This window comes from Sphingomonas sp. GW821-FHT03E12 (genome assembly GCF_059420685.1).
Genome location: NZ_JBWKUF010000003.1, coordinates 354,646 through 377,123, shown reverse-complemented (window position 1 = coordinate 377,123; position 22,478 = coordinate 354,646). Strand labels below are relative to the sequence as shown.

Annotated in this window: 22 protein-coding genes; 12 read left to right on the top strand and 10 right to left on the bottom strand. The window is 66.0% G+C overall.

Annotated features, from left to right (window positions below; genetic code table 11):
• Positions 1 to 2: 2 nt before the first annotated feature.
• Complete coding sequence (locus AC07TU_RS11415) at positions 3 to 1,154, bottom strand: bifunctional 2-C-methyl-D-erythritol 4-phosphate cytidylyltransferase/2-C-methyl-D-erythritol 2,4-cyclodiphosphate synthase (RefSeq protein WP_495188023.1); 1,152 nt, start codon at positions 1,152 to 1,154, stop codon at positions 3 to 5.
• Between the two features lie 271 nt (positions 1,155 to 1,425).
• On the opposite strand from AC07TU_RS11415, the gene AC07TU_RS11410 reads away from it, so the two are divergent.
• Complete coding sequence (locus AC07TU_RS11410) at positions 1,426 to 2,067, top strand: hypothetical protein (RefSeq protein ID WP_495188022.1); 642 nt, start codon at positions 1,426 to 1,428, stop codon at positions 2,065 to 2,067.
• A gap of 48 nt (positions 2,068 to 2,115) precedes the next feature.
• On the opposite strand, the gene AC07TU_RS11405 is transcribed toward AC07TU_RS11410, so the two are convergent.
• The gene (locus AC07TU_RS11405) at positions 2,116 to 3,312 is read right to left on the bottom strand and encodes an MFS transporter (protein ID WP_495188021.1); all 1,197 of its coding nucleotides are present in this window, start codon (positions 3,310 to 3,312) and stop codon (positions 2,116 to 2,118) included.
• Between the two features lie 136 nt (positions 3,313 to 3,448).
• Here AC07TU_RS11405 and AC07TU_RS11400 point away from each other — a divergent pair, with 136 nt between their 5' ends.
• The 11 genes from AC07TU_RS11400 (at position 3,449) to AC07TU_RS11350 (ending at position 14,956) form a co-directional block, all read left to right on the top strand.
• Positions 3,449 to 4,333 carry a LysR family transcriptional regulator gene (locus tag AC07TU_RS11400; protein WP_495188020.1) on the top strand — a complete coding sequence of 295 codons (885 nt, stop codon included), beginning with the start codon at positions 3,449 to 3,451 and terminating at the stop codon, positions 4,331 to 4,333.
• A gap of 61 nt (positions 4,334 to 4,394) precedes the next feature.
• Positions 4,395 to 5,420, top strand: a complete 1,026-nt coding sequence (gene dusB / locus AC07TU_RS11395) for a tRNA dihydrouridine synthase DusB (protein WP_495188019.1) — start codon at positions 4,395 to 4,397, stop codon at positions 5,418 to 5,420.
• Positions 5,396 to 6,508 (top strand): two-component system sensor histidine kinase NtrB, encoded by a 1,113-nt coding sequence (locus tag AC07TU_RS11390; protein WP_495188018.1) that lies wholly within the window; start codon positions 5,396 to 5,398, stop codon positions 6,506 to 6,508. Before dusB ends, AC07TU_RS11390 begins: the two co-directional genes overlap by 25 nt.
• 1 nt (position 6,509) lies before the next feature.
• Positions 6,510 to 6,761 carry a CBU_0592 family membrane protein gene (locus AC07TU_RS11385; protein WP_495188017.1) on the top strand — a complete coding sequence of 84 codons (252 nt, stop codon included), beginning with the start codon at positions 6,510 to 6,512 and terminating at the stop codon, positions 6,759 to 6,761.
• Complete coding sequence (gene ntrC, locus AC07TU_RS11380) at positions 6,758 to 8,203, top strand: nitrogen regulation protein NR(I) (RefSeq protein WP_495188016.1); 1,446 nt, start codon at positions 6,758 to 6,760, stop codon at positions 8,201 to 8,203. The genes AC07TU_RS11385 and ntrC overlap by 4 nt, the downstream gene beginning before the upstream one ends.
• Positions 8,204 to 8,263: 60 nt before the next feature.
• The gene (locus AC07TU_RS11375; protein ID WP_495188015.1) at positions 8,264 to 10,525 is read left to right on the top strand and encodes a sensor histidine kinase; all 2,262 of its coding nucleotides are present in this window, start codon (positions 8,264 to 8,266) and stop codon (positions 10,523 to 10,525) included.
• 5 nt (positions 10,526 to 10,530) lie between these two features.
• The gene (gene ntrX / locus AC07TU_RS11370; protein WP_495188014.1) at positions 10,531 to 11,907 is read left to right on the top strand and encodes a nitrogen assimilation response regulator NtrX; all 1,377 of its coding nucleotides are present in this window, start codon (positions 10,531 to 10,533) and stop codon (positions 11,905 to 11,907) included.
• A gap of 138 nt (positions 11,908 to 12,045) precedes the next feature.
• A complete protein-coding gene (gene hfq / locus AC07TU_RS11365; RefSeq protein WP_495188013.1) occupies positions 12,046 to 12,570 on the top strand; it encodes an RNA chaperone Hfq in 525 nt (174 codons plus the stop codon).
• A gap of 20 nt (positions 12,571 to 12,590) precedes the next feature.
• Entirely contained in the window at positions 12,591 to 13,883 is a 1,293-nt protein-coding gene (hflX, locus tag AC07TU_RS11360; RefSeq protein WP_495188012.1) for a GTPase HflX, read from the top strand.
• A complete protein-coding gene (locus tag AC07TU_RS11355) occupies positions 13,883 to 14,533 on the top strand; it encodes a peptidylprolyl isomerase (RefSeq protein WP_495188011.1) in 651 nt (216 codons plus the stop codon). Before hflX ends, AC07TU_RS11355 begins: the two co-directional genes overlap by 1 nt.
• Before the next feature lie 78 nt (positions 14,534 to 14,611).
• A complete protein-coding gene (locus AC07TU_RS11350) occupies positions 14,612 to 14,956 on the top strand; it encodes a hypothetical protein (RefSeq protein WP_495188010.1) in 345 nt (114 codons plus the stop codon).
• Between the two features lie 128 nt (positions 14,957 to 15,084).
• On the opposite strand, the gene mazG is transcribed toward AC07TU_RS11350, so the two are convergent.
• The 8 genes from mazG to AC07TU_RS11310 form a co-directional block, all read right to left on the bottom strand.
• Complete coding sequence (mazG, locus tag AC07TU_RS11345; protein WP_495188383.1) at positions 15,085 to 15,807, bottom strand: nucleoside triphosphate pyrophosphohydrolase; 723 nt, start codon at positions 15,805 to 15,807, stop codon at positions 15,085 to 15,087.
• A gap of 91 nt (positions 15,808 to 15,898) precedes the next feature.
• Positions 15,899 to 16,519 carry a retropepsin-like aspartic protease family protein gene (locus AC07TU_RS11340; RefSeq protein WP_495188009.1) on the bottom strand — a complete coding sequence of 207 codons (621 nt, stop codon included), beginning with the start codon at positions 16,517 to 16,519 and terminating at the stop codon, positions 15,899 to 15,901.
• A complete protein-coding gene (locus AC07TU_RS11335) occupies positions 16,516 to 17,280 on the bottom strand; it encodes an MBL fold metallo-hydrolase (RefSeq protein WP_495188008.1) in 765 nt (254 codons plus the stop codon). Before AC07TU_RS11335 ends, AC07TU_RS11340 begins: the two co-directional genes overlap by 4 nt.
• Before the next feature lie 9 nt (positions 17,281 to 17,289).
• The gene (locus tag AC07TU_RS11330; protein ID WP_495188007.1) at positions 17,290 to 18,069 is read right to left on the bottom strand and encodes a TatD family hydrolase; all 780 of its coding nucleotides are present in this window, start codon (positions 18,067 to 18,069) and stop codon (positions 17,290 to 17,292) included.
• Complete coding sequence (gene metG / locus AC07TU_RS11325) at positions 18,066 to 19,622, bottom strand: methionine--tRNA ligase (protein WP_495188006.1); 1,557 nt, start codon at positions 19,620 to 19,622, stop codon at positions 18,066 to 18,068. The genes AC07TU_RS11330 and metG overlap by 4 nt, the downstream gene beginning before the upstream one ends.
• 60 nt (positions 19,623 to 19,682) lie before the next feature.
• Positions 19,683 to 20,666, bottom strand: a complete 984-nt coding sequence (locus tag AC07TU_RS11320) for a DNA polymerase III delta subunit-related protein (protein ID WP_495188005.1) — start codon at positions 20,664 to 20,666, stop codon at positions 19,683 to 19,685.
• Complete coding sequence (tmk, locus tag AC07TU_RS11315) at positions 20,663 to 21,286, bottom strand: dTMP kinase (protein WP_495188004.1); 624 nt, start codon at positions 21,284 to 21,286, stop codon at positions 20,663 to 20,665. The genes AC07TU_RS11320 and tmk overlap by 4 nt, the downstream gene beginning before the upstream one ends.
• On the bottom strand, positions 21,283 to 22,470 hold the full coding sequence (locus AC07TU_RS11310; protein ID WP_495188003.1) for a D-alanyl-D-alanine carboxypeptidase family protein: 1,188 nt from the start codon (positions 22,468 to 22,470) through the stop codon (positions 21,283 to 21,285). The genes tmk and AC07TU_RS11310 overlap by 4 nt, the downstream gene beginning before the upstream one ends.
• Between the last annotated feature and the right edge of the window lie 8 nt (positions 22,471 to 22,478).

Sequence of the window (22,478 nt, the reverse complement as noted above, 5' to 3'; positions counted from 1 at the left end):
GGTTACTCCGGCAAACGGACCGTAGCGATGGCCTGAGCGGCCATGCCTTCGCCGCGGCCGGTGAAGCCGAGGCGTTCGGTGGTGGTCGCCTTGAGACTGACCCGTGACACGGGCAACCCAAGGATCGCGGCGATGCTGGCGCGGATCGCCTCGCGGTGCGGGCCGATCTTCGGCGCCTCGCAGATCAGCGTCAGGTCGACAAAGTCGATGATCCCGCCTTCGGCGCGTACCAGCCCGGCCGCATGGTCGAGGAACTGGGCCGAGGCCGCGCCGCGCCATTTCGGATCGCTGGGCGGGAAATGCATCCCGATATCGCCCGCGCCGATCGTGCCGAGCAGCGCGTCGGTGATGGCATGGAGCGCGACATCGGCGTCGCTATGCCCCGACAGCCCCTTGTCGTGCGGGATCAGCACACCGCCGAGCCATAGCTCCTGTCCGGCCTCGAAGCGGTGGACGTCGAAGCCCATTGCGCTGCGCGAGATCAGGGTGGCGGCATGACGCGCCTCGGCAGCGGCGAAATCGGCGGGATGGGTGATCTTTTCGAGCATGGGGTCTCCGGGGACCAGTGCGACCTCCTGGCCCATGCGGCGGAGCATCTGGGCATCGTCGGTGGCTTCCTCGCCATCGGGCCAGGCGCGGTGCGCGGCGAGGATGGCGTCGAAATGGAAGGCCTGGGGGGTCTGGATGCGGTTGAGGCCCGCGCGCGGGACATTGTCGCCGAGCGTGGCGTTGCCCCGGGCCAGCGTGTCGGCCACCGGGAGTACGGGAACGGCACCGGGGGCATGGTCGAGCGCCGCGAGCAGGGCATCGATCACTACGGCGGGAAGGAAGGGGCGGGCGGCGTCATGGATCAGGACGCGGGTGACGCCCTTACCCTCCAGCGCCTCAAGCCCGGCGCGAACCGAATCGCGGCGTTCGGCGCCGCCTGTCACCAGCCTTACGAAGTTGACGGAATCGCCCAGTTTTTCACAGGCGTCATCTTCCTGCCCCTCGCCGACCACGAGGGAGGTTTCGGTTATCGCCGGATGCAAGGATAGTGCGGTAACGCTATGCATAAGCATCGGTTTTCCGAAGAGATTGGCGAATTGCTTGGGTACGGCTCCTCCCGCGCGGACGCCCTTACCGGCGGCGACGATGATCGCGGCGACGGTCATGACGCGACAGGGACGCGACAGGCGCGCGACACCGACGCGACATGTTCGAAGCGGTACGCGACACGAATGCGACGCCAACGCGATAGGGACACACCGGGCGCGGACAGCGGCGCGACAACGACGCGACGGTCACGCGCCACCAAGACTGCGCCAATGGCGGGAAAAGCAAGAAATACGGCGGATCGCATCGAACCTGCCTAGCGAGGCGGGTGCGCGTAGGAAAGTTGTTAGGCGCTCGTGCCAGGGGCGCTTCCGCCGATTGCGGACGCCCGTGAGCCTTGGCATCGTCGGGCCGACGACACATTACGAGGTAGCGATGCACATGCGGGCCTGTTCGTTCATTCCCCTGCTGGTGCTTGCCGCTTGTGATTCCGCGAAGGTCGACAACAAGGTCGTCAATATCGCGCCGGTTCTGCCGATCGAACAGGCCGCGGCGCCGGCATCTCCTCCTCAGCTTTCGTGGAGGCCTTGCGCCGAAGATCGGTCGTCAACTGCCTATGACGGCAATCGCTGGTGGGGCGAGCTGACGCTTTGTTCGGGCGACCTTCGCATCCATCTGACGGCGGAATCGACCGACCTGAGCGGCCCCAATCTGAGCACAAGGGCGCAAACCGCCACCTGCTCCACCGTCGACAAGGCGACGGTCGGCGAGAGCATGGCGCCTTCATATTTTCGCCTGAGCCATTCCAAACAGTTGCGACGCGCCAAGGACGTGATCCGCGGGACGGTGCGCAAAATCGCGCCGGAGTGCGGTGGGCCGTTCAACGCGGACGGGCTTCTCGACGAGAGGTTCGACAAGAGGTTCGCGGAGTTTTCGGACAAATACTGGCGGTATCTTTCCCGAGCCGAGCTGGAGAAGGTGCTTTCCCAGCGAGAACGCGAGGTAAAACGATCGCAAGCTGCCAAGCGATAAAAGAACCGGCCCGGACGATGCCGGGCCGGTTCCAGGATAGGAGTGCCTCTAGCCGCGCACCGCCGGGAAGCCGTGACTGCGGGCCGCAGCGGCGACCAGCAGGGTCGCGCCGAGCAGGGCGAGCACCGCGATCGGGAAGGCCCCGACACCGATGCCTTCCAGCAGCAGCCCCCCGGCGATGCCGCCGCCCGCGACCGCAAGGTTCCAGGTGGTGACCAGCATCGACTGGGCGACGTCGGCCGCTTCACCCGCGGTTTTGGCCGATGCGGTCTGGAACAGGGTCGCGGCGCCGCCAAAGGCGAGGCCCCAGATCGCCGCCGAAGCATAGACCACCACCGGAACGGTGCCCGCGATCCCCAATGCCACCGCCGAGAGGGCGAACAATATGATGCTGACCAGGACCAGTTCGCGCAGCCAGCGATCGATCAGCACGCCGGTGACCCAGATGCTGGCGAGCGAGGCGACGCCGAACACCAGCAGCACCGTATCCACCCGATCGGTGATCCCGGCCTGAGCCAGGAAGGGGGCGATATAGGTGTAGAGGATGTTGTGCGCGAAGACATAGGCGAAGATGACGAACAGCACCGGCCGGATGCCTGGGATGGTCAGCACCGACTTGAGCGAGAAGGCCTGACCCTGTTTCTGACCCGGGAAGTCCGGCACCTTCGCCAGCACCCAGAAGACCAGAACGACCGTCAGCGCGCTCATTATGCCAAAGGTCCAGCGCCAGCCGATCATCGTACCCATGAAGGTGCCAGCCGGGATGCCGAGCGACAAAGCGAGCGGCGCGCCGACCATCGCGACGGCGATGGCGCGGCCCTGAAGATGCTCGGGCACCATGCGCGCGGCATAGCCCGCCGCCAGCGCCCAGAGCAGGCCGGCGCTGACCCCGGCGAAGAAGCGGGCGATCAGGGTGACGACATAATTGTCGGAGATCGCCGTCACGGTGTTGACCACCGCAAACCCGCCGATCGCGAGGAGCAACAGGGTACGCCGCCGCCAGTTCTGGGTCAGGATCGTCAGCGGAATGGCCGTGAGCAGCGAGCCGACGGCATAGACGGTGACGAGCTGGCCGATCAGCGCCTCGGACTTGTCGAGGCTGGCGGCCATTTGCGGAAGGAGGCCCGAGGGCAGGATCTCGGTCAGGAGGGTGATGAACGCGGCCATGGCAAGCGCCAGCAGGCCGCTCAGCGGCAGCCGGGCTTCGGCCGGGCTGCCTGGTATCGCAATCGTTACACTTGTCATGATCGGGAACCCCTTCTCGGAACTTGTTGCAGAGCAGCAATGAGCTTGAGGGGCCAAGTAAGGGGTGTTGAACGCACGAAAAACAGGCCATAGTTCAAAACACTTTGGCCATTTTGTCGGTCATCAAGGAGCCGTCATGGACAGTCTGGGAGCGCTCCACGCCTTTGTGCAGGCGGTCGATGCGGGTGGCTTCACCGAAGCCGGGCGCAAGATGGGCACATCGGCGTCGGCGATCAGCAAGGCGGTGGCGCGGCTGGAGGACCGGCTGGGCGTGCGGCTGTTCCACCGGTCGACGCGCAGCATCACGCTGACGCAGGAAGGCGCGACCTTCCTCGAGCGCGCGCGGCGCATCCTGTGCGAGTTCGAAGCGGCGCAGCTGGAGGTGACGCAGGGCCAGGCGGTGCCACAGGGCAGGCTGCGGGTCAGCGTGCCGTCGATGAGCATGGTGCCGATGCCCCAGCTCGCCGCATTCAAGCGGCTCTATCCCGACATCGAGCTGGAGCTGGACGCCAACGATCGGGTGGTCGACGTGATCGGGGAGGGGTTCGATGCGGTGATCCGCACGGGCGAACATGACGATTCCCGGCTGATGACGCGGACATTGGGCCATTTCCGGCGGATGATCGTCGGCTCGCCGGACTATTTCCGCGAGGCGGGGACGCCGGAGACGCCCGCTGACCTGATCCGGCATCCGGCGCTGGTCTATCGCTACACCTCCAGCGGCAGGCTCGATCAATGGCCGCTGGCGCTGGACGGCGAGCCGGTACCGTTCGAGATGAACGTCAGTCTGGTCACCAATGCGCTCGAAGCGCAGATCGGCCTGGCTGAGCTTGGCCTTGGGATCGCGTGCGTTCCGGACATCTCGGTGACGGAGCAGCTCAGGCGCGGAACTCTGGTCAGCGTGCTCGACACCTATCTCGAGAAGCGCACCAAGGTGTGCGTGATGTGGCCGAGCAGCCGGCACGCATCGCCCAAGCTGCGCGCGTTCGTCGACTTCGCGCCGAACCTGCTGCCGCGCTGAGGCGCTACTTGCGCTTGAACGGTTGCGCCTGTAGAGCCCGCTGCCTATTTTTCAGGCACAGATGACGATGTTGAAGCCCATCCAGATCGGCCCGGTGACGGTCGAGACGCCGGTGCTGCTCGCGCCGATGACGGGGGTCACTGACCTGCCGTTCCGCCGGCTCGTGCGCCGTTACGGTTCGGGGCTCAACGTCACCGAGATGATCGCGAGCCAGGCGGCGATCCGCGAGACGCGCCAGTCGATCCAGAAGGCGGCATGGGATCCGATCGAGGAGCCGGTGTCGATGCAGCTGGTCGGCTGCACTCCCTACGAAATGGGCGAGGCGGCGAAGCTCAACGAGGATCGCGGCGCGGCGATCATCGACATCAACATGGGCTGCCCGGTGCGCAAGGTCACCAATGGCGATGCCGGGTCAGCGCTGATGCGCGTGCCGGAACTCGCCGCGCAGTTGATCGAGGCGTGCGTCAAGGCGGTGAAGGTGCCGGTGACGGTCAAGATGCGCATGGGCTGGTGCCATGACAGCCTGAACGCGCCTGAGCTGGCGCGCGTCGCGCAGGAGATCGGCGCGCAGATGATCACCGTGCACGGCCGCACGCGCAACCAGATGTACAAGGGCAGCGCCGACTGGGCGTTCGTGCGCAAGGTCAAGGACGCGGTGTCGATCCCGGTGATCGTCAATGGCGATATCTGCTCGCCCGCCGACGCGCGCATGGCGCTCGAGCAGTCGGGCGCGGATGGCGTGATGATCGGACGCGGCGCCTATGGCCGGCCGTGGCTGCTGCGCCAGGTAATGGATGCACTGACCGGGCAGGGCGAGCGGGAAGACCCGAGCATCGACGAGCAATATGCCCTGATCGCAGAGCATTACGCGACGATGCTCGACCATTATGGCGAGATGACCGGCGTCAATCTGATGCGCAAGCATATCGGCTGGTACACCAAGGGGCTGCACGGTTCGGCTGAGTTCCGCAACAAGGTGAACCAGGAAGCCAAGGCGGCGACCGTGCTGGCAATGCTCGACGAATTCTACGCGCAGTTCCGCGGCAAGCCCCTGCACGAGCTATGGCGCCCCCAAGAAGCGGCCTGAGGCCGCCGCCGCAAGCCGGCGAACCCGACCTGACCGAAATCTTCGGCGGGCTTCCCGTGGCAGCGCTGGTGCTCGACCCGCAGGACCGGGTGGTGCGCGCGAACATGGCGTGCGAGCATCTGCTCAACCACAGCGAGAAGGCGATGCTGGGCCAGCGGCTCGACCGCATCGTGACCCCGCCCGAGGGGTATCTGGGGCGGCGCGACGGGCATGGCTTCGCCGCGTTCGACGTCGAGATCGAGCCGACGCGCTCGCCCCGCACCCGGGTCGACTTCATCGAGCAGCCGATCGCCGAGCATCCCGGCTGGCGGATCGTGACGCTGCACCAGGCGCCGACGTCACGGCGGCTTTCCGTCGGCGCGGACCGCAGCGCCGGCGCGCGCGCGGCGGTGGGCGCGGCAGCGATGCTGGCACACGAGATCAAGAACCCGCTCTCGGGCATCCGCGGGGCTGCACAGCTGCTGGCGGACGATGACGGGGCGGATGGCGGCGAGGGCAGGGCCGAACTGACCAAGCTGATCACCGACGAGGTCGACCGCATCGCCGCGCTGATCGACCGGATGCAGGATTTCACCGACACCCGCCCGCCCAAGCTGGCGCCGCACAATATCTATCCGCTGCTCGACCATGCCCGGCGGGTGGCGCAGGCGGGGTTCGCGCGCGGGATCGTTGTCGAGGAGCGGTTCGATCCCTCCTTGCCTCCGGTGATGATGGACAAGGACGCGTTCCTTCAGGTCGCGATGAACCTGCTCAAGAACGCTGCCGAGGCGCTCAAGGACACCCCTGATCCCCGGATCGTACTGGTGACCCAATATCGCCATGGCGTCGCGATGCGCCCTGGCCCGGATCAGCCACGCCGCTGGCTGCCGATCGAGTTTTCGGTGAGCGACAATGGGCCCGGCGCACCCGCCGATATCGCCAGCCATTTGTTCGAGCCGTTCGTCTCCGGCAAGCCCGAGGGCAAGGGCTTGGGCCTTCCGCTCGTCGAGAAGCTGGTCCGCGACATGGGCGGGGTGGTCGAATATGCGCGGGCGGGCGATCCCGAGATGACCGTCTTCCGCGTCAACCTGCCTCGCGCGGACGGCTGATATGGACTGGGTCGATATCGTCGGCTGGGCGGGGGCGGTGCTGGTGCTGGCGGCCTATGGGCTGGTATCGACCAAGCGGCTCGACGGCGACAGCGTGATCTATCAGGCGCTCAACGTCGCGGGCGCAGTGGGGATGCTGGTCAACACCTATGTCCGCGGGGCACTCCCCTCGGCCGCACTCAATGTGATCTGGATCGGGGTCGGCATCTATGTGCTGGCCAGGGTATTTCTTCGAAAGCGGCAAGACGCATGAGTGTGACCGGCTCCATCCTGATCTGTGACGACGATGCCGCGATCCGCACCGTGGTGACGCAAGCACTGCGCCGTGCCGGGCACAAGGTGACGGCAGCGGCGTCGCTGGGGGATCTCAAGCGCGAGATGCGCAGCGTCCTGCCCGATGTGGTGGTGACCGATGTAGTGCTGCCAGACGGCAACGGACTGGACCTCGTCGCGACGCTGACCGGCGAATATCCCGACCTGCCGGTGATCGTGCTGTCGGCGCAGAACACGCTGGCGACCGCGGTGCGCGCGACCGAGGCGGGGGCGTTCGACTATCTGCCCAAGCCGTTCGACCTCGACGCGCTGACCACCACGGTCGCGAGCGCCCTGGCGCGCGGGCGCCGGCTGGTCGACGATGTCGCGGCGAGCGAAGATCACGCCGTTGCGCTGATCGGCCGCTCCCCGGCGATGCAGGACGTGTATCGCATCATCGCGCGCGTCGTCTCGAACGAGCTCACCGTGCTGATCACCGGCGAGAGCGGGACCGGCAAGGAGCTGGTCGCACAGGCGATCCACGACCTGGGGTCACGGCGGCGCGCGCCGTTCGTTGCGCTCAACATGGCGGCGATCCCGCGCGAGCTGATCGAGGCCGAACTGTTCGGGCATGAGAAGGGCGCCTTCACCGGCGCCGCGGCACGGGTGGCAGGCAAGTTCGAACAGGCATCGGGCGGCACCTTGTTCCTGGACGAGATCGGCGACATGCCGATGGAAGCGCAGACGCGGCTGTTGCGGGTGCTGCAGTCGGGTGAGTTCACCACCGTGGGCGGGGCACGGGCGATCCGCGCGGACGTGCGCATCGTCGCAGCCACCAACAAGGATCTGATGAGCCAGGTGGTCGCGGGGCAGTTCCGCGAGGATCTGTTCTACCGGCTCAACGTCGTGCCGATTGCGCTGCCCGCCCTTCGCGAGCGCCGGCAGGACATCAAGCTGCTCGCGCGCCATTTCCTCGACCGTGCCGTCGAGGACGGCCTGCCGCGCAAGGCAATCGGCGACGATGCGATCGCGGCGCTCGAGGCGCATGACTGGCCCGGTAACGTCCGCGAGCTCGAAAATCTGATGCGGCGGATGGCCGCGCTCCATCGCGACGAATGGATCGACGCGGCGGCGGTGCGCACGATGCTGGGCGAGGCGGCAGCGATGCTCCCCGCGGCGCGCGACGAAGGGATCGAAGCGGCGGTGCATGCCCGGTTGGCGCGGATCGCGGTCGAGGAACCCAAGGTGCTGGAAGACGGCAGCCTCTATGACCGGATCATCGGCGAGGTTGAGCGGCCGCTGATCGAATCGATGCTGGCGCGTCATGGCCAGAACCAGCTGCGCGCAGCGCGGGCGCTGGGGATCAACCGCAACACGCTGCGCAAGCGGCTCGATACGCTGGGCATCGATGTCGGCGGATCGCGGCAGGATGACGGGGTCTAGCGGCGACTTGTTCGAATAAGTGTGTTTTCAAGGCAACGGGTATGTTGTAGCCATGCAACGATGACCGCCGTCGCCGAGCCGATTGCAGATACATTGCCGGGTGCGCGGCGGTTCACGCTCACGCCGATCCTTGAGCTGGTCGTTTTCGGCGTAGCGGTCGGCATGATGCTGACCACCTATCTGGTGATCAGCGGCAACACCGAATCGCAACGCCTGCTGACCCCGCCGCTGGTCGCGCTGCTGCTGGTCGCGAACCTTGTCCCGCTGGTCGCGCTGATCGTGCTGATCGGCCGCCGCGTGGCGATGCGGCGCGCGGCGCGTTCCGTGCTGGGCGGGCGGGCGCGGCTGCATGTCCGGCTCGTGGCGATCTTCTCGATCCTGGCGAGCGTGCCGACGATCTTCGTGTCGATCGTCGCGTCGCTGCTGTTCCAGTACGGCGTCGAATTCTGGTATTCGGATCGCGCGCGATCGATGCTGGAAAATGCGTCGACGGTCGCCGCGGGCAGCTTCGACGATCTCAAGGAACGGGTCGGCCAGAATGCCGACAAGATGGCGTTCGACGTTGCCGGCGAGCTCCTGGAGACCCCCATCGACGCGCCGCGTTTCACGCAGTTCTTCGCTTTTCAGACCCAGCAGCGCGAGCTTTCCGAAGCGGCGCTGTTGCGCGAGATGCCATCGGGCGAATTCCAGACCCTGGTGATCCTCAACCCCTATGAGGCGCTGATCGAACAGCAGATCAGCCGCAGCGCCGTACGCAAGATCAAGGCCGGCGCTACCGGCGCAGTGGTCGAAGACGCGGGCGGTCGCGTCCGCGCGCTGATCCGCCTGCCGCAATCCTCCGATCTCTATCTGTACGTCGCGCGCGTCGTCGATCCTGTGCTGCTCGATCGCAAGAACCGGGCGGAATCGGTGGTGAGCAGCTATCGCACGCTGACCGAACGGTCGCGCACACTGCAGCTGCAATTCAACATCGCGCTGCTGGTGCTGTCGCTGCTGATCGTGGGTCTGGCGGTTTGGGTGGCGCTGGAGATCGCCGATCGGCTGGTCCGCCCCGTCGGCGATCTGGTGAAGGCCGCGCGCGACGTCGCCGAGGGCGATCTTGGCACCCGCGTCCCGACCCCGAAGTCACAGGATGAAATCGGCATCCTCGCCACGGCGTTCAACCGGATGACCGACCGGTTGCAGGAGCAGACCAATGCACTGGTTGCCGCAAACGCCCAGTCCGAGAGCCGCCGTGCGCTGATCGAGGCGGTGATGTCCGGTGTGACGGCAGGCGTGGTTTCGATCGACGCGGACCGGCGCATCCGCGTCATCAACAGTTCGGCAATGGCGCTGCTCAACCCGGGCGAGGCCCCTGTCGGGCGGCTGCTGTCCGAAGTCGCGCCCGAGCTCGATCATCTGCTCGACGGGGAGGCGCGCGAGGACATCGTCCAGCTCGCCAGCGGCGGCGAGGCGCGGACGCTGGCGGTGAAGATCACCCGCGACGAAGGCGGCCAGGTGCTGACGTTCGACGACATCACGCAGCAATTGCTCGACCAGCGGCGCGCAGCCTGGTCCGACGTGGCGCGACGGATCGCGCACGAGATCAAGAACCCGCTGACACCGATCCAGCTCGCCGCCGAACGGCTCCAGCGGCGCTACGGCAAACAGGTCGATGCGGAAGACGGCACCTTTGCGAAGCTGACCGACACGATCGTGCGGCAGGTGGGCGACCTGCGGCGGATGGTGGACGAATTCTCGTCCTTCGCGCGGATGCCCAAGCCAATTTTCCGCGAGGAATCGCTGCTCGACATCACGCGGCAGACCATGTTCCTGCACGAGGTCGCGAAGCCCGAGATCCGCTATACCCTGACTCATCCCGATCCGGTGCCGGCCCTCGTGTGCGATCGCCGCCAGCTGGGGCAGGCGCTGACCAATCTGGTCAAGAACGCGACCGAGGCGGTCGAGACGCGCACCGAGGCGGATGGCGAGGGCGAGCGCGGCATGGTCGCGATGACGATCCGCGCGGGCGAGCCGGGACAGCTGCTGATCGACGTGGACGATAATGGCATCGGCCTTCCTGCCGAGCGCGAGCGGATCGTCGAGCCCTATATGACGACGCGCGCGCGGGGCACGGGGCTTGGGCTCGCGATCGTCAAGAAGATCGTCGAGGAGCATTTCGGGACAATGACCTTCGCCGACCGCCCTGGCGGCGGCACACGCGTAACGCTGTGCTTCGACATCGCGACGCTGGAGCGCATGGCGGGAACCGGTGGCGAAGACAGTGGTGACGAGCCCGGCGGCGCGGTGCCCGCCGGCCTCACAAGAAGCAAGAACGGGTAAGGCGTATGAGCTTGGACATTCTGGTCGTCGATGACGAGCGCGACATCCGCGAACTGGTCGCGGGCGTGCTCGAGGACGAGGGCTATGAGACCCGCGGCGCAGCGGACAGCGATGCGGCGCTCGAGGCGATCGCCGAGCGGCGGCCGAGCCTGGTGCTGCTCGACGTGTGGCTGCAGGGATCGCGGCTCGACGGGTTGGAGCTCCTCGACGAGATCAAGCGGCGCGATCCGTCGATCCCGGTGCTGGTAATCTCGGGCCATGGCAATCTGGACACGGCCGTAGCGGCGATCCGACGCGGCGCCAGCGACTTCATCGAGAAGCCGTTCGAGGCCGAACGGCTGCTGTTGCTGGTCGAACGCGCGACGGAGACCGAGCGGCTGCGGCGTGAGGTTGCTTCGCTGCGGGCGAGCGTGGGGCGCGAGACTGACCTGACAGGGACTTCCGGGTCGATCAACGGCGTGCGCGCGACGCTGAAGCGGGTCGCCGCGACGGGCAGCCGGGTGATGATCACCGGCGGCCCCGGCACCGGCAAGGAAGTCGCCGCGCGACTGCTCCACGAATGGAGCAACCGGGTGAGCGGGCCGTTCGTGATCGTCAGCGCCGCGCGAATGACGCCGGAGCGCGTCGAGGAAGAGCTGTTCGGGGTCGAGGACGGCGATCTCGTCCATCCCGGCCTGCTCGAACAGGCGCATGGCGGCACGCTGTTCCTCGACGAGATCGCCGACATGCCGATGGCGACGCAGGGCCGGATCCTGCGGGTGCTGACCGAACAGAAGTTCACGCGCATCGGCGGGCAGCGGCAGGTGAAGGTCGATGTCCGCGTGGTCTCCGCGACAGCGCGCGATCTGATGGCCGAAATCGCCGAGGGACGGTTCCGCGAGGACCTGTTCTACCGGCTCAACGTCGTGCCCGTCGCGATCCCGCCGCTGACCGAGCGGCGCGAGGATATTCCGCCGCTGGTCGAGCATTTCGTCGCCCATTACGCCACCGAGCGCCGCGTGCCGACGCCCGAGGTGGCGGCCGATGCGATGGTCGCGCTGCAAAGCTATGAATGGCCGGGCAATGTCCGTCAGCTGCGCAACGTGGTCGAGGCGACGGTGATCCTGGCGCCGGGCGACCGTATCGGCCGGATCGACATCGACCTGCTGCCGGCCGATGTCCTCGGCCGCCGCAACGGAGAGGGCGACGGCGCCGGGGCGACCGCGATGATGGGCGCGCCGCTCAAGGAAGCGCGCGAGACCTTCGAGCGCGAATATCTGCGCATCCAGATCCGGCGTTTCTCGGGCAACATCTCGCGTACCGCCCATTTCATCGGGATGGAGCGGTCGGCGCTGCACCGGAAGCTCAAGCTGCTGGGCATCCATGAGGAACGCGAAGACTAGCCGCTGAATTCTGGCGCAAGACGTTCGTCGAAAAGCCGTCCGACAGGGTGAGGCGGGCCACTGGACCTTCCCCGGCCGACCGCCTACATTGCCGCATGCGCCGCGGGTGGCGCGCCTCCGACGCCGGGAAACGGCGCTTTGCGGGAAAAATCCTGCCAAAAACAATGGAAGTCGCACGACATGGCCGACAAGCAGACATCCCTCCAGGATCTGTTCCTGAACGCACTGCGTAAATCCAAGACCCCCGTCACCATGTTCCTGGTCAAGGGCGTGAAGCTCCAGGGGATCGTGACCTGGTTCGACAATTTCTCCGTGCTGCTGCGCCGCGACGGTCAGTCGCAGCTGATCTACAAGCACGCCATCTCGACCATCATGCCGTCGGGCGCGGTCGATGTCGCCTCGATCGTAGATGCGGTGCCGGAATCGTCCTCCAAGAACCCGGTTCTGCAGGAGATTTTCCTGAACGCGGTGAAGCGTCAGCAAGAGAATGTCACCATGTTCCTGGTCAATGGCGTGATGCTTCAGGGCGGGATTGCAGCGTTCGACCTGTTCTGCATGCTGCTGCAGCGCGACGGCGTCTATCAGCTCGTCTACAAGCACGCCGTATCCACGATCCAGCCCGCGCATCCGCTGAACCTGGCCGATGACGGCGAGGAAGGCTGAGAGGCGAAGCGCCTGAACTTATGAGTACTGGTTTCGATCGCGATTCGGACGAGTTCGCGCGTGGCGCGCGGGCGGTGGTGGTCTATCCCGACCTTGGCGGCAGCACGCGCGACGCCGAGGCGCGGCTGGAGGAAACCGCCGGCCTCGCGCTCGCGATCGGAATCGAGGTGATCGAACGCGTCGCGCTTCGCATCCGTGCGCCCAAGCCGGGTACGCTGATCGGATCGGGTCAGGTTGACGCGCTGGCCGAGACGGTGCGCGACAGCGAGCTTGGCCTCGCCGTGTTCGACGCGGCGCTGACCCCGGTGCAACAGCGCAATCTGGAAACCGCGCTTGGCTGCAAGGTCATCGACCGCACCGGTCTCATCCTCGAGATCTTCGGCGAGCGCGCTCGCACGGCTGAGGGTCGGTTGCAGGTGGAGCTCGCGCATCTCGACTATCAGGCCGGCCGGCTGGTGCGCAGCTGGACCCACCTCGAGCGCCAGCGCGGTGGCTTCGGCTTCCTTGGCGGCCCTGGCGAAACCCAGATCGAGGCCGATCGCCGGCTGATCCGCGACCGCATGGCGCGGTTGCGGCGCGAGCTCGATTCGGTGAGCCGCACCCGTGGACTGCACCGGGACCGGCGCCAACGCGCGCCTTGGCCGGTGATCGCGCTGGTCGGCTATACGAATGCTGGAAAATCGACGCTTTTCAATCGCCTGACCGGCGCTGATGTCATGGCGGAGAATCTGCTGTTCGCGACCCTCGATCCGACGCTGCGGCAGATCTCGCTACCCGGGATCGATAAGGCGATCCTGTCCGACACGGTAGGATTCGTGTCCGAGCTGCCCACGCAGCTGGTCGCCGCATTCAAGGCGACGCTGGAGGAAGTGGTTTCGGCCGACCTGCTGATCCATGTCCGCGACATCGCGCACCCGGATACGCAGGCGCAGAAGGACGATGTCGAGGCAGTACTGAAGGAGATCGGCGTCGATCCCGCGACGCCGCGGTTCGAGGCCTGGAACAAGCTGGACCTGCTCGATGCGGAGCAACGCGACGAACTGCTCGCGGAAGCCGCCAAGCGCGACGATGTCGTCGCAGTGTCAGCGTTGAGCGGGGAGGGTATCGCGACCCTGATCGGCAAGGTCTCCGGCCTGCTGACCCAGGGGCACCGGCGCTATACGATCCGGCTCGATCCCAGCGACGGCGCCGGTGCGGCTTGGTTGCACCAGCATGGTGACGTCGTCGAGCACTGGATGGACGGCGAGCATGCGATCTATGAAGTACGCATGGCGCCGAAGGACTATGAAAGGTTCGAGGTTCGCGGCGCATAATGTTGGATCGACGTGTTTTTCTTGCGTTCTGTGCGCTCTCGCTCGTTTCCTCCGCACCGCCGCCCGAACCCTCAGTCGTTCGGGTACGGCTCATTACCTCGGCCGGCAACATCACGCTTGCGCTCGACGCCCGGCGCGCGCCCAGGACAGTCGCCAACTTCATGCTCTATGTCGATGACGGCCGGTTCGAAGGAACCGAATTCTACCGTACGGCGCGACGTGTGAGCGATCCCAAGCTGGGGTTCGTCCAGGGCGGCATCGGTACCGATGCACGCCGGATGCTACCCGCGCTTCCGCTGGAGCCGACCAGCCGGACCGGGATCAGGCATCTGAGCGGCGCGATCTCGATGGCGCATGGCATCGATCCCAATTCGGCGAACGGCAATTTCTCGATCATGGTTGGGGACAATCCCTCGCTCGACGCGCGGCCGAACACGCCGGGCTTTGCGGCATTCGGCACGGTGACCGGCGGAATGGATGTCGTGCGGAGGATGCTCGCAATGCCGAGCGGCGGGGGAAGGGGTGTGATGCGCGGGCAGATGATCCTGAAGCCCGTGAAGATCATCCGCGCCGAGCGGCTGGACGGCACGCTAAGGCCAAGCGGACGGCCCAAGAGCTGGCTGATCACACTGCCCTGGCACAAGAAGTAGGGGCTGGCGGGCGGTTTTTCCGCCCATCCGGGCGATTCTGCACTTGCTGCAACGCAACATCGTTGCCAGATTATTGCCATGGATACCGCTAACGGGGCCGAATCGCCGGCCAACCCGACGCCGATCGTGCTGGAGGGGATTGTCAGGCAGCTCTGCCTGAACGCCTTCTACAATCGCACGCGCATGGTGCTGGCGCCGCACATCCTCTACATGCGCGGCGACGCGCTCTATGTGGACGCGCAGGTGATCTCGCGTGATTTCGTGATCCCGCGCGAAGAGAAGATCGGCACCTTCAAGCTCGACGGGCTCAAGAATCTCGCGCTGACCGAGCGCAGCTTCGCGATCAGCAAATTGTTCGATCGCAGTGCCGAGAAATATGCCGCAGCGCTGATGGCAGTGGAGGCTGCGACCGAGCCCGCCTGATTTCCGCCCCGGCGACATCATCCTCCCGGACAATTGCAGGGGGAGAGGGCGCACAGGGGGAGAGGGCGCACATGCTGGCCATCGAGCATTCACCAACGACAAGCTGAGCACAGCGTCCAGGACGTCAATCAGGCGCGCTTGACCCGCTGCCAGAGCGCTTCCTGGGCATCGAGATCGAGCGAGGCAAAGGCATCGCCAGCTTCGGCCTCCATCGCGCGGAAACGGGTTTCGAACTTGGCGTTCGCGGCGCGCAATGCGGCCTCGGGATCAACGCCCAGCTTGCGTGACCAGTTGACCATCGCGAACAGGAGGTCGCCGATCTCCTCGGCGCGATGATCGTCAGACGCGGCAGCTTCGACCTCGGCCAACTCCTCGTCGATCTTGGCGCGGGCGCCCGAGGGATCGGGCCAGTCGAAACCCGTGCGTGCGGCGCGCTTCTGAAGCTTTTCAGCGCGGGTGAGGGCGGGGAGGCCAACCGCTACCCCGTCCAATGCGCCGCTGGCCCCTTTGCTCCCCCGCTCTGCGGCCTTGATTTGTTCCCAGAGGTGATGGCCGCCCTCAGCTGCCCCCAGGAAGATGTGCGGATGGCGGCGTTCCATCTTGGCGCAGATGCCGGCGATGACGCCGGACAGGTCGAAGTCGCCGGCTTCCTGCGCCATGCGGCTGTGGAAGATCACCTGGAGCAGCAGATCGCCAAGCTCGTCCTTGAGATCGGCCATGTCGTGGCGTTCGATCGCGTCAACGACCTCATAGGCTTCCTCGATCGTGTACGGCGCGATCGTCGCGAAGGTCTGGACCGTATCCCATTCGCAGCCGGTGACGGGATCGCGCAGCCGCGCCATGATCGCCATCAGCCGTTCGATACCCGGGGGCTCGATCGCGGCGATATCGATTGCGGGGGAGTCCTCCCGATCGCTCACGACGAAAGTCCGATAATATACATTATGTTAAATCGCTCTTGGATTGCGGTTCGAGGATCAGCACATTCCCCTCCACCCGCCAGGATTTGAGCCGCGACAGAAAATTCATGCCGAGGACGTCGAGATCGCCAAAGCTCGACGCGACGAACACTGTGAGATCGTCGGTGCCGAGCGGACCGACCTCGACCCGCTGCGCGCGTGCACGCCGTGCCTCCACCGTGCCATTCGCCGTCGATACGCTGACCGGCATGCCGCGTGCGTAGTCGATCCCGGCAGCCTGCGCGGTCTCCTCGCTGATCGCGCTTACCGTCGCGCCGCTATCGATCAGCATACGGCGTTCGACGCCATTGATCGTCGCACGTGCCCAGAAATGACCATCCGGCGAGAGCTGGATGCGGATGGTTTCGCCTTCGGCTACCTGGGGTGCCTCGGAAACGCCGATCTTCGAGCCGATCGTGTTGAGTTGATCGAGGATAGTATGCCGGTTGACGACGACGAGATAGATCAGGCCGGCGATCACCGCCCAGCCGATCACGGTCTTGAGGATGAAGCCCAAGGGCAGCCTGCGGATGCTGAGTGATCCCAGCACCAGCACGAGGAAGCCGACCAGCGCCACCAATTGAACGATCTGCGTCTCGCTCAAACCACGATCTCCATGCCGTCATAACCGGGTTCCACCCCCGGCGGCAGCTCGGCAGTCAGCGTCCCATAGTCCATCGTCTTGTCCATATGCACGAGGACGGTGTGCCGCGCACGGCATTTGCGCGCCCATTCGAGCGTTTGCGCCAGATGCGGGTGGGTCGGATGCGGCTCACGGCGAAGCGCATCGGCGACCCAGAGATCGAGATCCGTGTAGAGCCGCTCCATTTCAACCGTAAACTCATTGAAATCAGTCGCATATCCAACTGACTTCCCATCATGCTCAAACCGCAGCCCGGCCGACATGATGCCGCCATGGGGCTGATCCACGGTACGGACGACGATATCGCCGACTGTCATCCCATCCATCAGCCGCTCGATGGTCGCGGTCGCGCGATAGGGGCCCCCTCCCTCGAACACATAGCGGAACCGCGCTGAAAGGCCGGTGACCGTCGCCGGCGGTGCAAAGCCCGGCACAGGCTCACCGCGGACATGCATCAACTGGCGCAGGTCGTCGATGCCATGGGTGTGATCGGCGTGATCATGCGTCCAGATCACCGCGTCGACATCCGCCACATCGGCCGCGAGCAGCTGGGCGCGCATATCGGGGCTGGTATCGACGAGGATGCGCGTCGTCGCGCTTTCGACCAGGATCGAGGCGCGGGTGCGGCGGTTCCGCGGTTCGGCCGGGTCGCAGTCGCCCCAGTCATTGCCGATCCGCGGCACGCCCGACGAGGTGCCGGAACCGAGGATGCGGGCCTTCACATCCCGCCCCTATGCCAGTGTTTTCGCGAACAATTTGTGGAAGTTGGCGCGCGTCGCTTCCGCCAGCTCTTCGGCATCCACGCCGCGCAACTGGGCGAGGAAGCGGCAGGTATCGGCGACGAAGGCCGGCTCACCGGTCTTGCCGCGATGGGGGACCGGGGCGAGGAAGGGGGCGTCGGTCTCGATCAGCAAGCGATCGAGCGGGAGCCGCGCGGCGGTCTCCTGCAGATCGCGCGCATTCTTGAAGGTCACGATGCCCGAGATCGAGATGTAGAAGCCGAGGTCCATCGCCTTGTCGGCGAACTCGCCGCTGGCGGTGAAGCAGTGGATCACGCCGGGATAGGCACCCTTCCCCATCTCATCCGCCAGGATGTTCGCGGTATCCTCCTCGGCATCGCGGGTGTGGACGATCAGCGGCAGGCCGGTTTCTCGGCTCGCGGCGATATGCGCACGGAAGCTCGCCTGCTGCTGCGCACGGTCGCTATGGTCGTAATAATAATCGAGACCGGTTTCGCCGATGCCGACGACACGCGGGTGCTGCGCACGGGCAACGAGCTTGGCGGTGTCGATATGCGGATGCTCGTCCGCCTCGTGCGGGTGGATGCCGACCGTCGCCCAGACGTCCGCCTCACGCTCGGCGGTGGCCAGCACCTCGTCCCATTCGCGTTCGCGCGTGGCGATATTGAGCATCGCCACCACGCCGCTTTCGCGGGCACGCGCCAGCACCTCGGGCTGCTGCTCGCCAAGCCCCTTGTAGTTCAGGTGACAATGGCTGTCGGCTAGCCTCATGCCGATGGTTCCGCCGCCAGTTCGAGCCGCGGGAAGACGCCGGTGGGCGGCGCGAGGCGGAAGCCCGATGCCGTCAATGCGTCGTACCAGCCCTTGTCGTCGAGGGCGGCGTGATCGCGCGCTTCCTGGCCAAGCTGATCGAGGATCTTGCCAGCGGATTCAGGGATCACCGGCAGCACGAGGATGGCGAGATCGCGGATCGCCCGGACCAAGGTGCCGAGCACAGCGTGCATCCGCTCCGGATCGGTTTTCCGGAGCGCCCATGGCGCTTGGGCATCGATATACTGGTTGCAGGCGAAGACGGCGCGCATCCACGCCTCGAGCGCCTGGCCAAGTGCGAGGTTCTCGAACGCGTCACGGAACTCATGTCCGGCTTCGGTCACGGCGATCAGCAGTTCGGCGTCCGCAGCCTCACCGCGGCCATTGCCGGGCAGTTCACCCTCAAGGTTCTTGGCGATGAAGGCGAGCGTGCGCTGGGCGAGGTTGCCGAAGCTGTTGGCGAGATCGGCATTGGCGCGGGTGACGATCGCCTCATCGCTGAAGCTGCCGTCGCTGCCGAACGCGACCTCGCGCAACAGGAAGTAACGCAGCGATTCGACGCCATAGAGCCGCGCAAGCTCCATCGGATCGACCACATTGCCGGTCGATTTCGACATCTTCTCACCCCGGTTGAGGATGAAGCCGTGCGCGAAGACCTGCTTGGGCAGTTCGATCCCGGCGGACATCAGGAACGCCGGCCAGTAGACCGTGTGGAAGCGCGTGATGTCCTTGCCGATCAGGTGCAGGTTCGCCGGCCAGTAATGCGCGAGCGCACTGCCGGCGTCGGGATAGCCGATGCCGGTCAGGTAATTGGTCAGCGCATCGACCCAGACATACATGACGTGACCGGGCGAATCCGGCACCGGCACGCCCCAGTCGAAGCTAGTGCGCGAGATCGACAGGTCGACCAGCCCGCCCTCGACGAACTTGACGATCTCGTTCCGCGAGCGCTCGGGCCGGATGAAGTCGGGCTGAGCAGCGTAGAGGTCGAGCAGCTTCTGCTGGTATTTGGAGAGGCGGAAGAACCAGGTCTCCTCGGCGGTCCACTCCACGGGCGTGCCCTGGGGCGAGAGCTTGACGCCCCCTTCCCCTTCGGTCAGCTCCTTCTCTTCGTAGAAGGCCTCGTCGCGGACCGAATACCAGCCCTCATACCGGTCGAGATAGAGGTCGCCATTGGCCTCCATCGCCTTCCAGATCGCCTGGCTCGCGGCATAGTGATCGGTATCGCTGGTGCGAATGAAGCGATCATATGAGATATTCAGATCACGCGCCATATCACTGAAATAAGCAGACATTTCATCGGCAAGTTGACGCGCGGTGAGATCCCGGGCGCGTGCGGTCTGGGCCATTTTCAGGCCGTGTTCGTCTGTGCCGGTCATGAAGCGCACGTCGCGTCCGGCCTGGCGCTGGAAGCGGGCGATCGCGTCGGCGGCGATCATCTCATAGGCATGGCCGATATGCGGCTTGCCGTTGGGGTAATGGATCGCGGTGGTGATGTAATAGGGTTCGGCCATGCGGGCGCTCTAGAGCAAGCGCGCGCGGGTTTGAAGCACTAGCGTGTCGGGTTCGATGCGCTAGCGCACAGCGAGGCGCGCGAGGATGCCGCCCATCTCGAACACCGTCGCCTGCGCGTCGAGCGACTGGGCAAGCGCAAGCGGCCCGAGCTGCGAGGCCTGCTCATAGGCGCCCAGCGCGTCGGCAAGTGCCCTTCCCTGCTTGGTACGCGCTTCCGCGGCGATGAAGGCAGGGACGCGGGCAAGGAAGGCCTCGTAACGCGGCTGCGCGGCCTTGGGACCCAGCGTCTTGGCAAGGCGGGAGCGGATCGAATTGTCCGGATCGCCGCGGTTGGCGATCGCCGACATCTCGATATCGAGCGTCGCGAGATCGAGCCCGGCAAAGCCGAGCGCCTTGCCCGGAGACCCACCGCCGGCGCGGACCAGCGCATCGATCTCGGCCGCGCTCGCTTCGGGCAGCTCGGTGCGAAGGACCGAGGCGACCTCGGCATCGCTCAGCGGATCGAAGCGCAGCAGGCGGCAGCGCGAACGGATCGTGGGGAGCAGCCGGCCCGGCGAGTGGCTGACGAGCAGGAAGATCGTCCCCTCTGGCGGCTCCTCGAGATTCTTGAGCAGCGCATTCGCGGCGCCGGGGCGTTCGACGTCGTCGATCGCATCGATCACCACCACGCGACGCGACGACATGCTCGGCTTGGTCGCAAACATCGGCCCCAGGCCGCGCACCTGCGCGATCGAGATCGACCGCGCAAGGTTCTCGCCGGGCTTGTCGGGATCCTTGGGAAGCCGCGCCATCAGCCGATAATCGGGATGTGCGCCCGCTTCGATCATCCGGCGCGTGGGGTGGTCTTCCGGCACGTCGAAATCGCCGGTGAGGTCGCCCTTCCCCGCAGCTTCGGCCAGCATCCGCATTGCGGCTTGCCGGGCGAAGCTCGCCTTCCCTACGCCTTCCGGCCCGGTGAGCAGCCAGGCATGGTGAAGCTGTGCGCCGGAAAGAGCCGCGCGGAACGCGGCCTTTGCCGCGGCATTGCCGGCAAGTGACGTCATGACAGCAGATCGGCGAGCGCATCGAGAAGTGACGTCGTGACGTCACTTTTTTCGCGCGAGGCGTCGATCACGCGGACCCGCTCAGGCTCTGCCGCAGCAATGCGGCGGAACTGCATCGCAACTGCCGCGTGGAAGTCCGGCCCGCGCACACCGAACCGGTCATGCGCCCCACCGTCGCGAGCATGGGCACGCTCGGCCCCGGCCCCTTCCGGGAGGTCGAGGAAAAAGGTGCGGTCAGGGAGCAGCCCCTTCGATCCGAAACCGTGCAGCGCCAGGATCGCGGCGTCGTCGATATCCTGCGCCCCCTGATAGGCGCGCGTCGAATCGAGATAGCGGTCGCAGATCACCCAGCTGCCGGATTCGATGGCCGGCCGAATGAGTTTCTCGACATGGTCGGCGCGGGCAGCGGCGAACAGCAAGGCTTCGGTGTGCGCGCTCCAGCGATTGACCGCGCCCTGCATCAGCAGGCCGCGGATCGCCTCCGCGCCTTCGGTCCCGCCGGGCTCACGCGTCAGCACAACATGAATGCCGCGCGCTTCCAGCGCCTCAGCCAGAAGGCGTGCCTGGGTCGATTTGCCAGCACCCTCCCCGCCCTCAAGGCTGAGGAAGCGGCCCCTCACGCGAAGAACGACATGAGACCGGCCCAGACGCGGCCGAAGAAGCCTGCCTCACCGACATCGCTCTCTGCTACCAGCGGCATGCGCTGTTCGGGCAGGCCCGGCGCGGTGATGACCAGATCGGCGATATGCGCGCCCGCCTTGATCGGCGCCTTGATCGGCCCCTGATAGGACACGGTCGCCTTGAACTGCGGACTGGTGCCCGCGGGGACCGCGACCGAAAGGTCGCGCGGGGCGACGAGGCCGACCTGCGACGCGTCGCCGAGCTGGACCTGCGCGGAATCGACCTTGCGGCCCTTGCTCACCACCTTCTGCGCCGACCAGGCACGGAAGCCCCAGTCCATGAACTTGACCGATTCCTCGATCCGCTGGTTGAAGCTGGTGAGCCCCGCCACCACCATGACGACGCGGCGGCCATTCTGTTCGGCGGAACCGGTGAAACCATAGCCGGCTTCCTCGGTATGGCCGGTCTTGAGACCGTCCGCGCCCTTGACGCGGCCGAGCAGCGGATCGCGGTTCGCCTGGGTGATCGGCGCACCGCCCATGGTGGTGCCGAAGGTGAAGCTCTCCCGCGAGTAGAAGCGCTTGTAGAGATCCGGGTGGTTCGAGATCGTCGCCTTGGCGAGGTGAGCGAGATCGCGGGCAGTCACATAGGTGCGGCCTTCATCGGGCCAGCCATTGGAGGTGCCGAAGCGGCTGTTCTTGAGGCCCAGCTCCTGCGCCTTCTGGTTCATCAGATTGACGAACGCTTCCTCGGTCCCCGCGACCGCCTCGGCCAGCACGACGCAGGCGTCATTGCCCGAAACCACGACGATGCCATTGATCAGATTCTCGACGCTGACCTTCTGACCCGGCGACAGGAACATGGTGGAACCTGCTGAAGGACCATGCCATTTCCTCCAGGTTTCCGGCCGGACATCAACCATCTGGTCGAGCTTGAGCTTGCCCTGCTTGATCAGGTCGAACGCGACATAGGCGGTCATCATCTTCGCCATCGACGCGGGCGGCATCCGCCGGTCCGCGTCCTTGGCATAGAGCACCGCACCCGACGACAGATCCTCCATGAACGCCACCGGCGCCACGGTTTCGAACGACGGCGTCTGCACAGGCGCGGCGCCGGCGTTCTGGGCCGCAGTCGGTGCGATGGCGGTTGCGAGTGCGGCGGCGGAAAGCAGGAACTTCTTCATGGGATCTT

Excerpts from the sequence above, each read along its gene's own strand:
- AC07TU_RS11415 (WP_495188023.1), bottom strand. The coding sequence starts at position 1,154 with ATGACCGTCGCCGCGATCATCGTCGCCGCCGGTAAGGGCGTCCGCGCG.
- AC07TU_RS11405 (WP_495188021.1), bottom strand. The coding sequence starts at position 3,312 with ATGACAAGTGTAACGATTGCGATACCAGGCAGCCCGGCCGAAGCCCGG.
- AC07TU_RS11400 (WP_495188020.1), top strand. The coding sequence starts at position 3,449 with ATGGACAGTCTGGGAGCGCTCCACGCCTTTGTGCAGGCGGTCGATGCG.
- dusB (WP_495188019.1), top strand. The coding sequence starts at position 4,395 with ATGACGATGTTGAAGCCCATCCAGATCGGCCCGGTGACGGTCGAGACG.
- AC07TU_RS11390 (WP_495188018.1), top strand. The coding sequence starts at position 5,396 with ATGGCGCCCCCAAGAAGCGGCCTGAGGCCGCCGCCGCAAGCCGGCGAA.
- AC07TU_RS11385 (WP_495188017.1), top strand. The coding sequence starts at position 6,510 with ATGGACTGGGTCGATATCGTCGGCTGGGCGGGGGCGGTGCTGGTGCTG.
- ntrC (WP_495188016.1), top strand. The coding sequence starts at position 6,758 with ATGAGTGTGACCGGCTCCATCCTGATCTGTGACGACGATGCCGCGATC.
- AC07TU_RS11375 (WP_495188015.1), top strand. The coding sequence starts at position 8,264 with ATGACCGCCGTCGCCGAGCCGATTGCAGATACATTGCCGGGTGCGCGG.
- ntrX (WP_495188014.1), top strand. The coding sequence starts at position 10,531 with ATGAGCTTGGACATTCTGGTCGTCGATGACGAGCGCGACATCCGCGAA.
- hflX (WP_495188012.1), top strand. The coding sequence starts at position 12,591 with ATGAGTACTGGTTTCGATCGCGATTCGGACGAGTTCGCGCGTGGCGCG.
- AC07TU_RS11355 (WP_495188011.1), top strand. The coding sequence starts at position 13,883 with ATGTTGGATCGACGTGTTTTTCTTGCGTTCTGTGCGCTCTCGCTCGTT.
- AC07TU_RS11350 (WP_495188010.1), top strand. The coding sequence starts at position 14,612 with ATGGATACCGCTAACGGGGCCGAATCGCCGGCCAACCCGACGCCGATC.
- mazG (WP_495188383.1), bottom strand. The coding sequence starts at position 15,807 with ATGGCGATCATGGCGCGGCTGCGCGATCCCGTCACCGGCTGCGAATGG.
- AC07TU_RS11330 (WP_495188007.1), bottom strand. The coding sequence starts at position 18,069 with ATGAGGCTAGCCGACAGCCATTGTCACCTGAACTACAAGGGGCTTGGC.
- metG (WP_495188006.1), bottom strand. The coding sequence starts at position 19,622 with ATGGCCGAACCCTATTACATCACCACCGCGATCCATTACCCCAACGGC.
- AC07TU_RS11320 (WP_495188005.1), bottom strand. The coding sequence starts at position 20,666 with ATGACGTCACTTGCCGGCAATGCCGCGGCAAAGGCCGCGTTCCGCGCG.
- AC07TU_RS11310 (WP_495188003.1), bottom strand. The coding sequence starts at position 22,470 with ATGAAGAAGTTCCTGCTTTCCGCCGCCGCACTCGCAACCGCCATCGCA.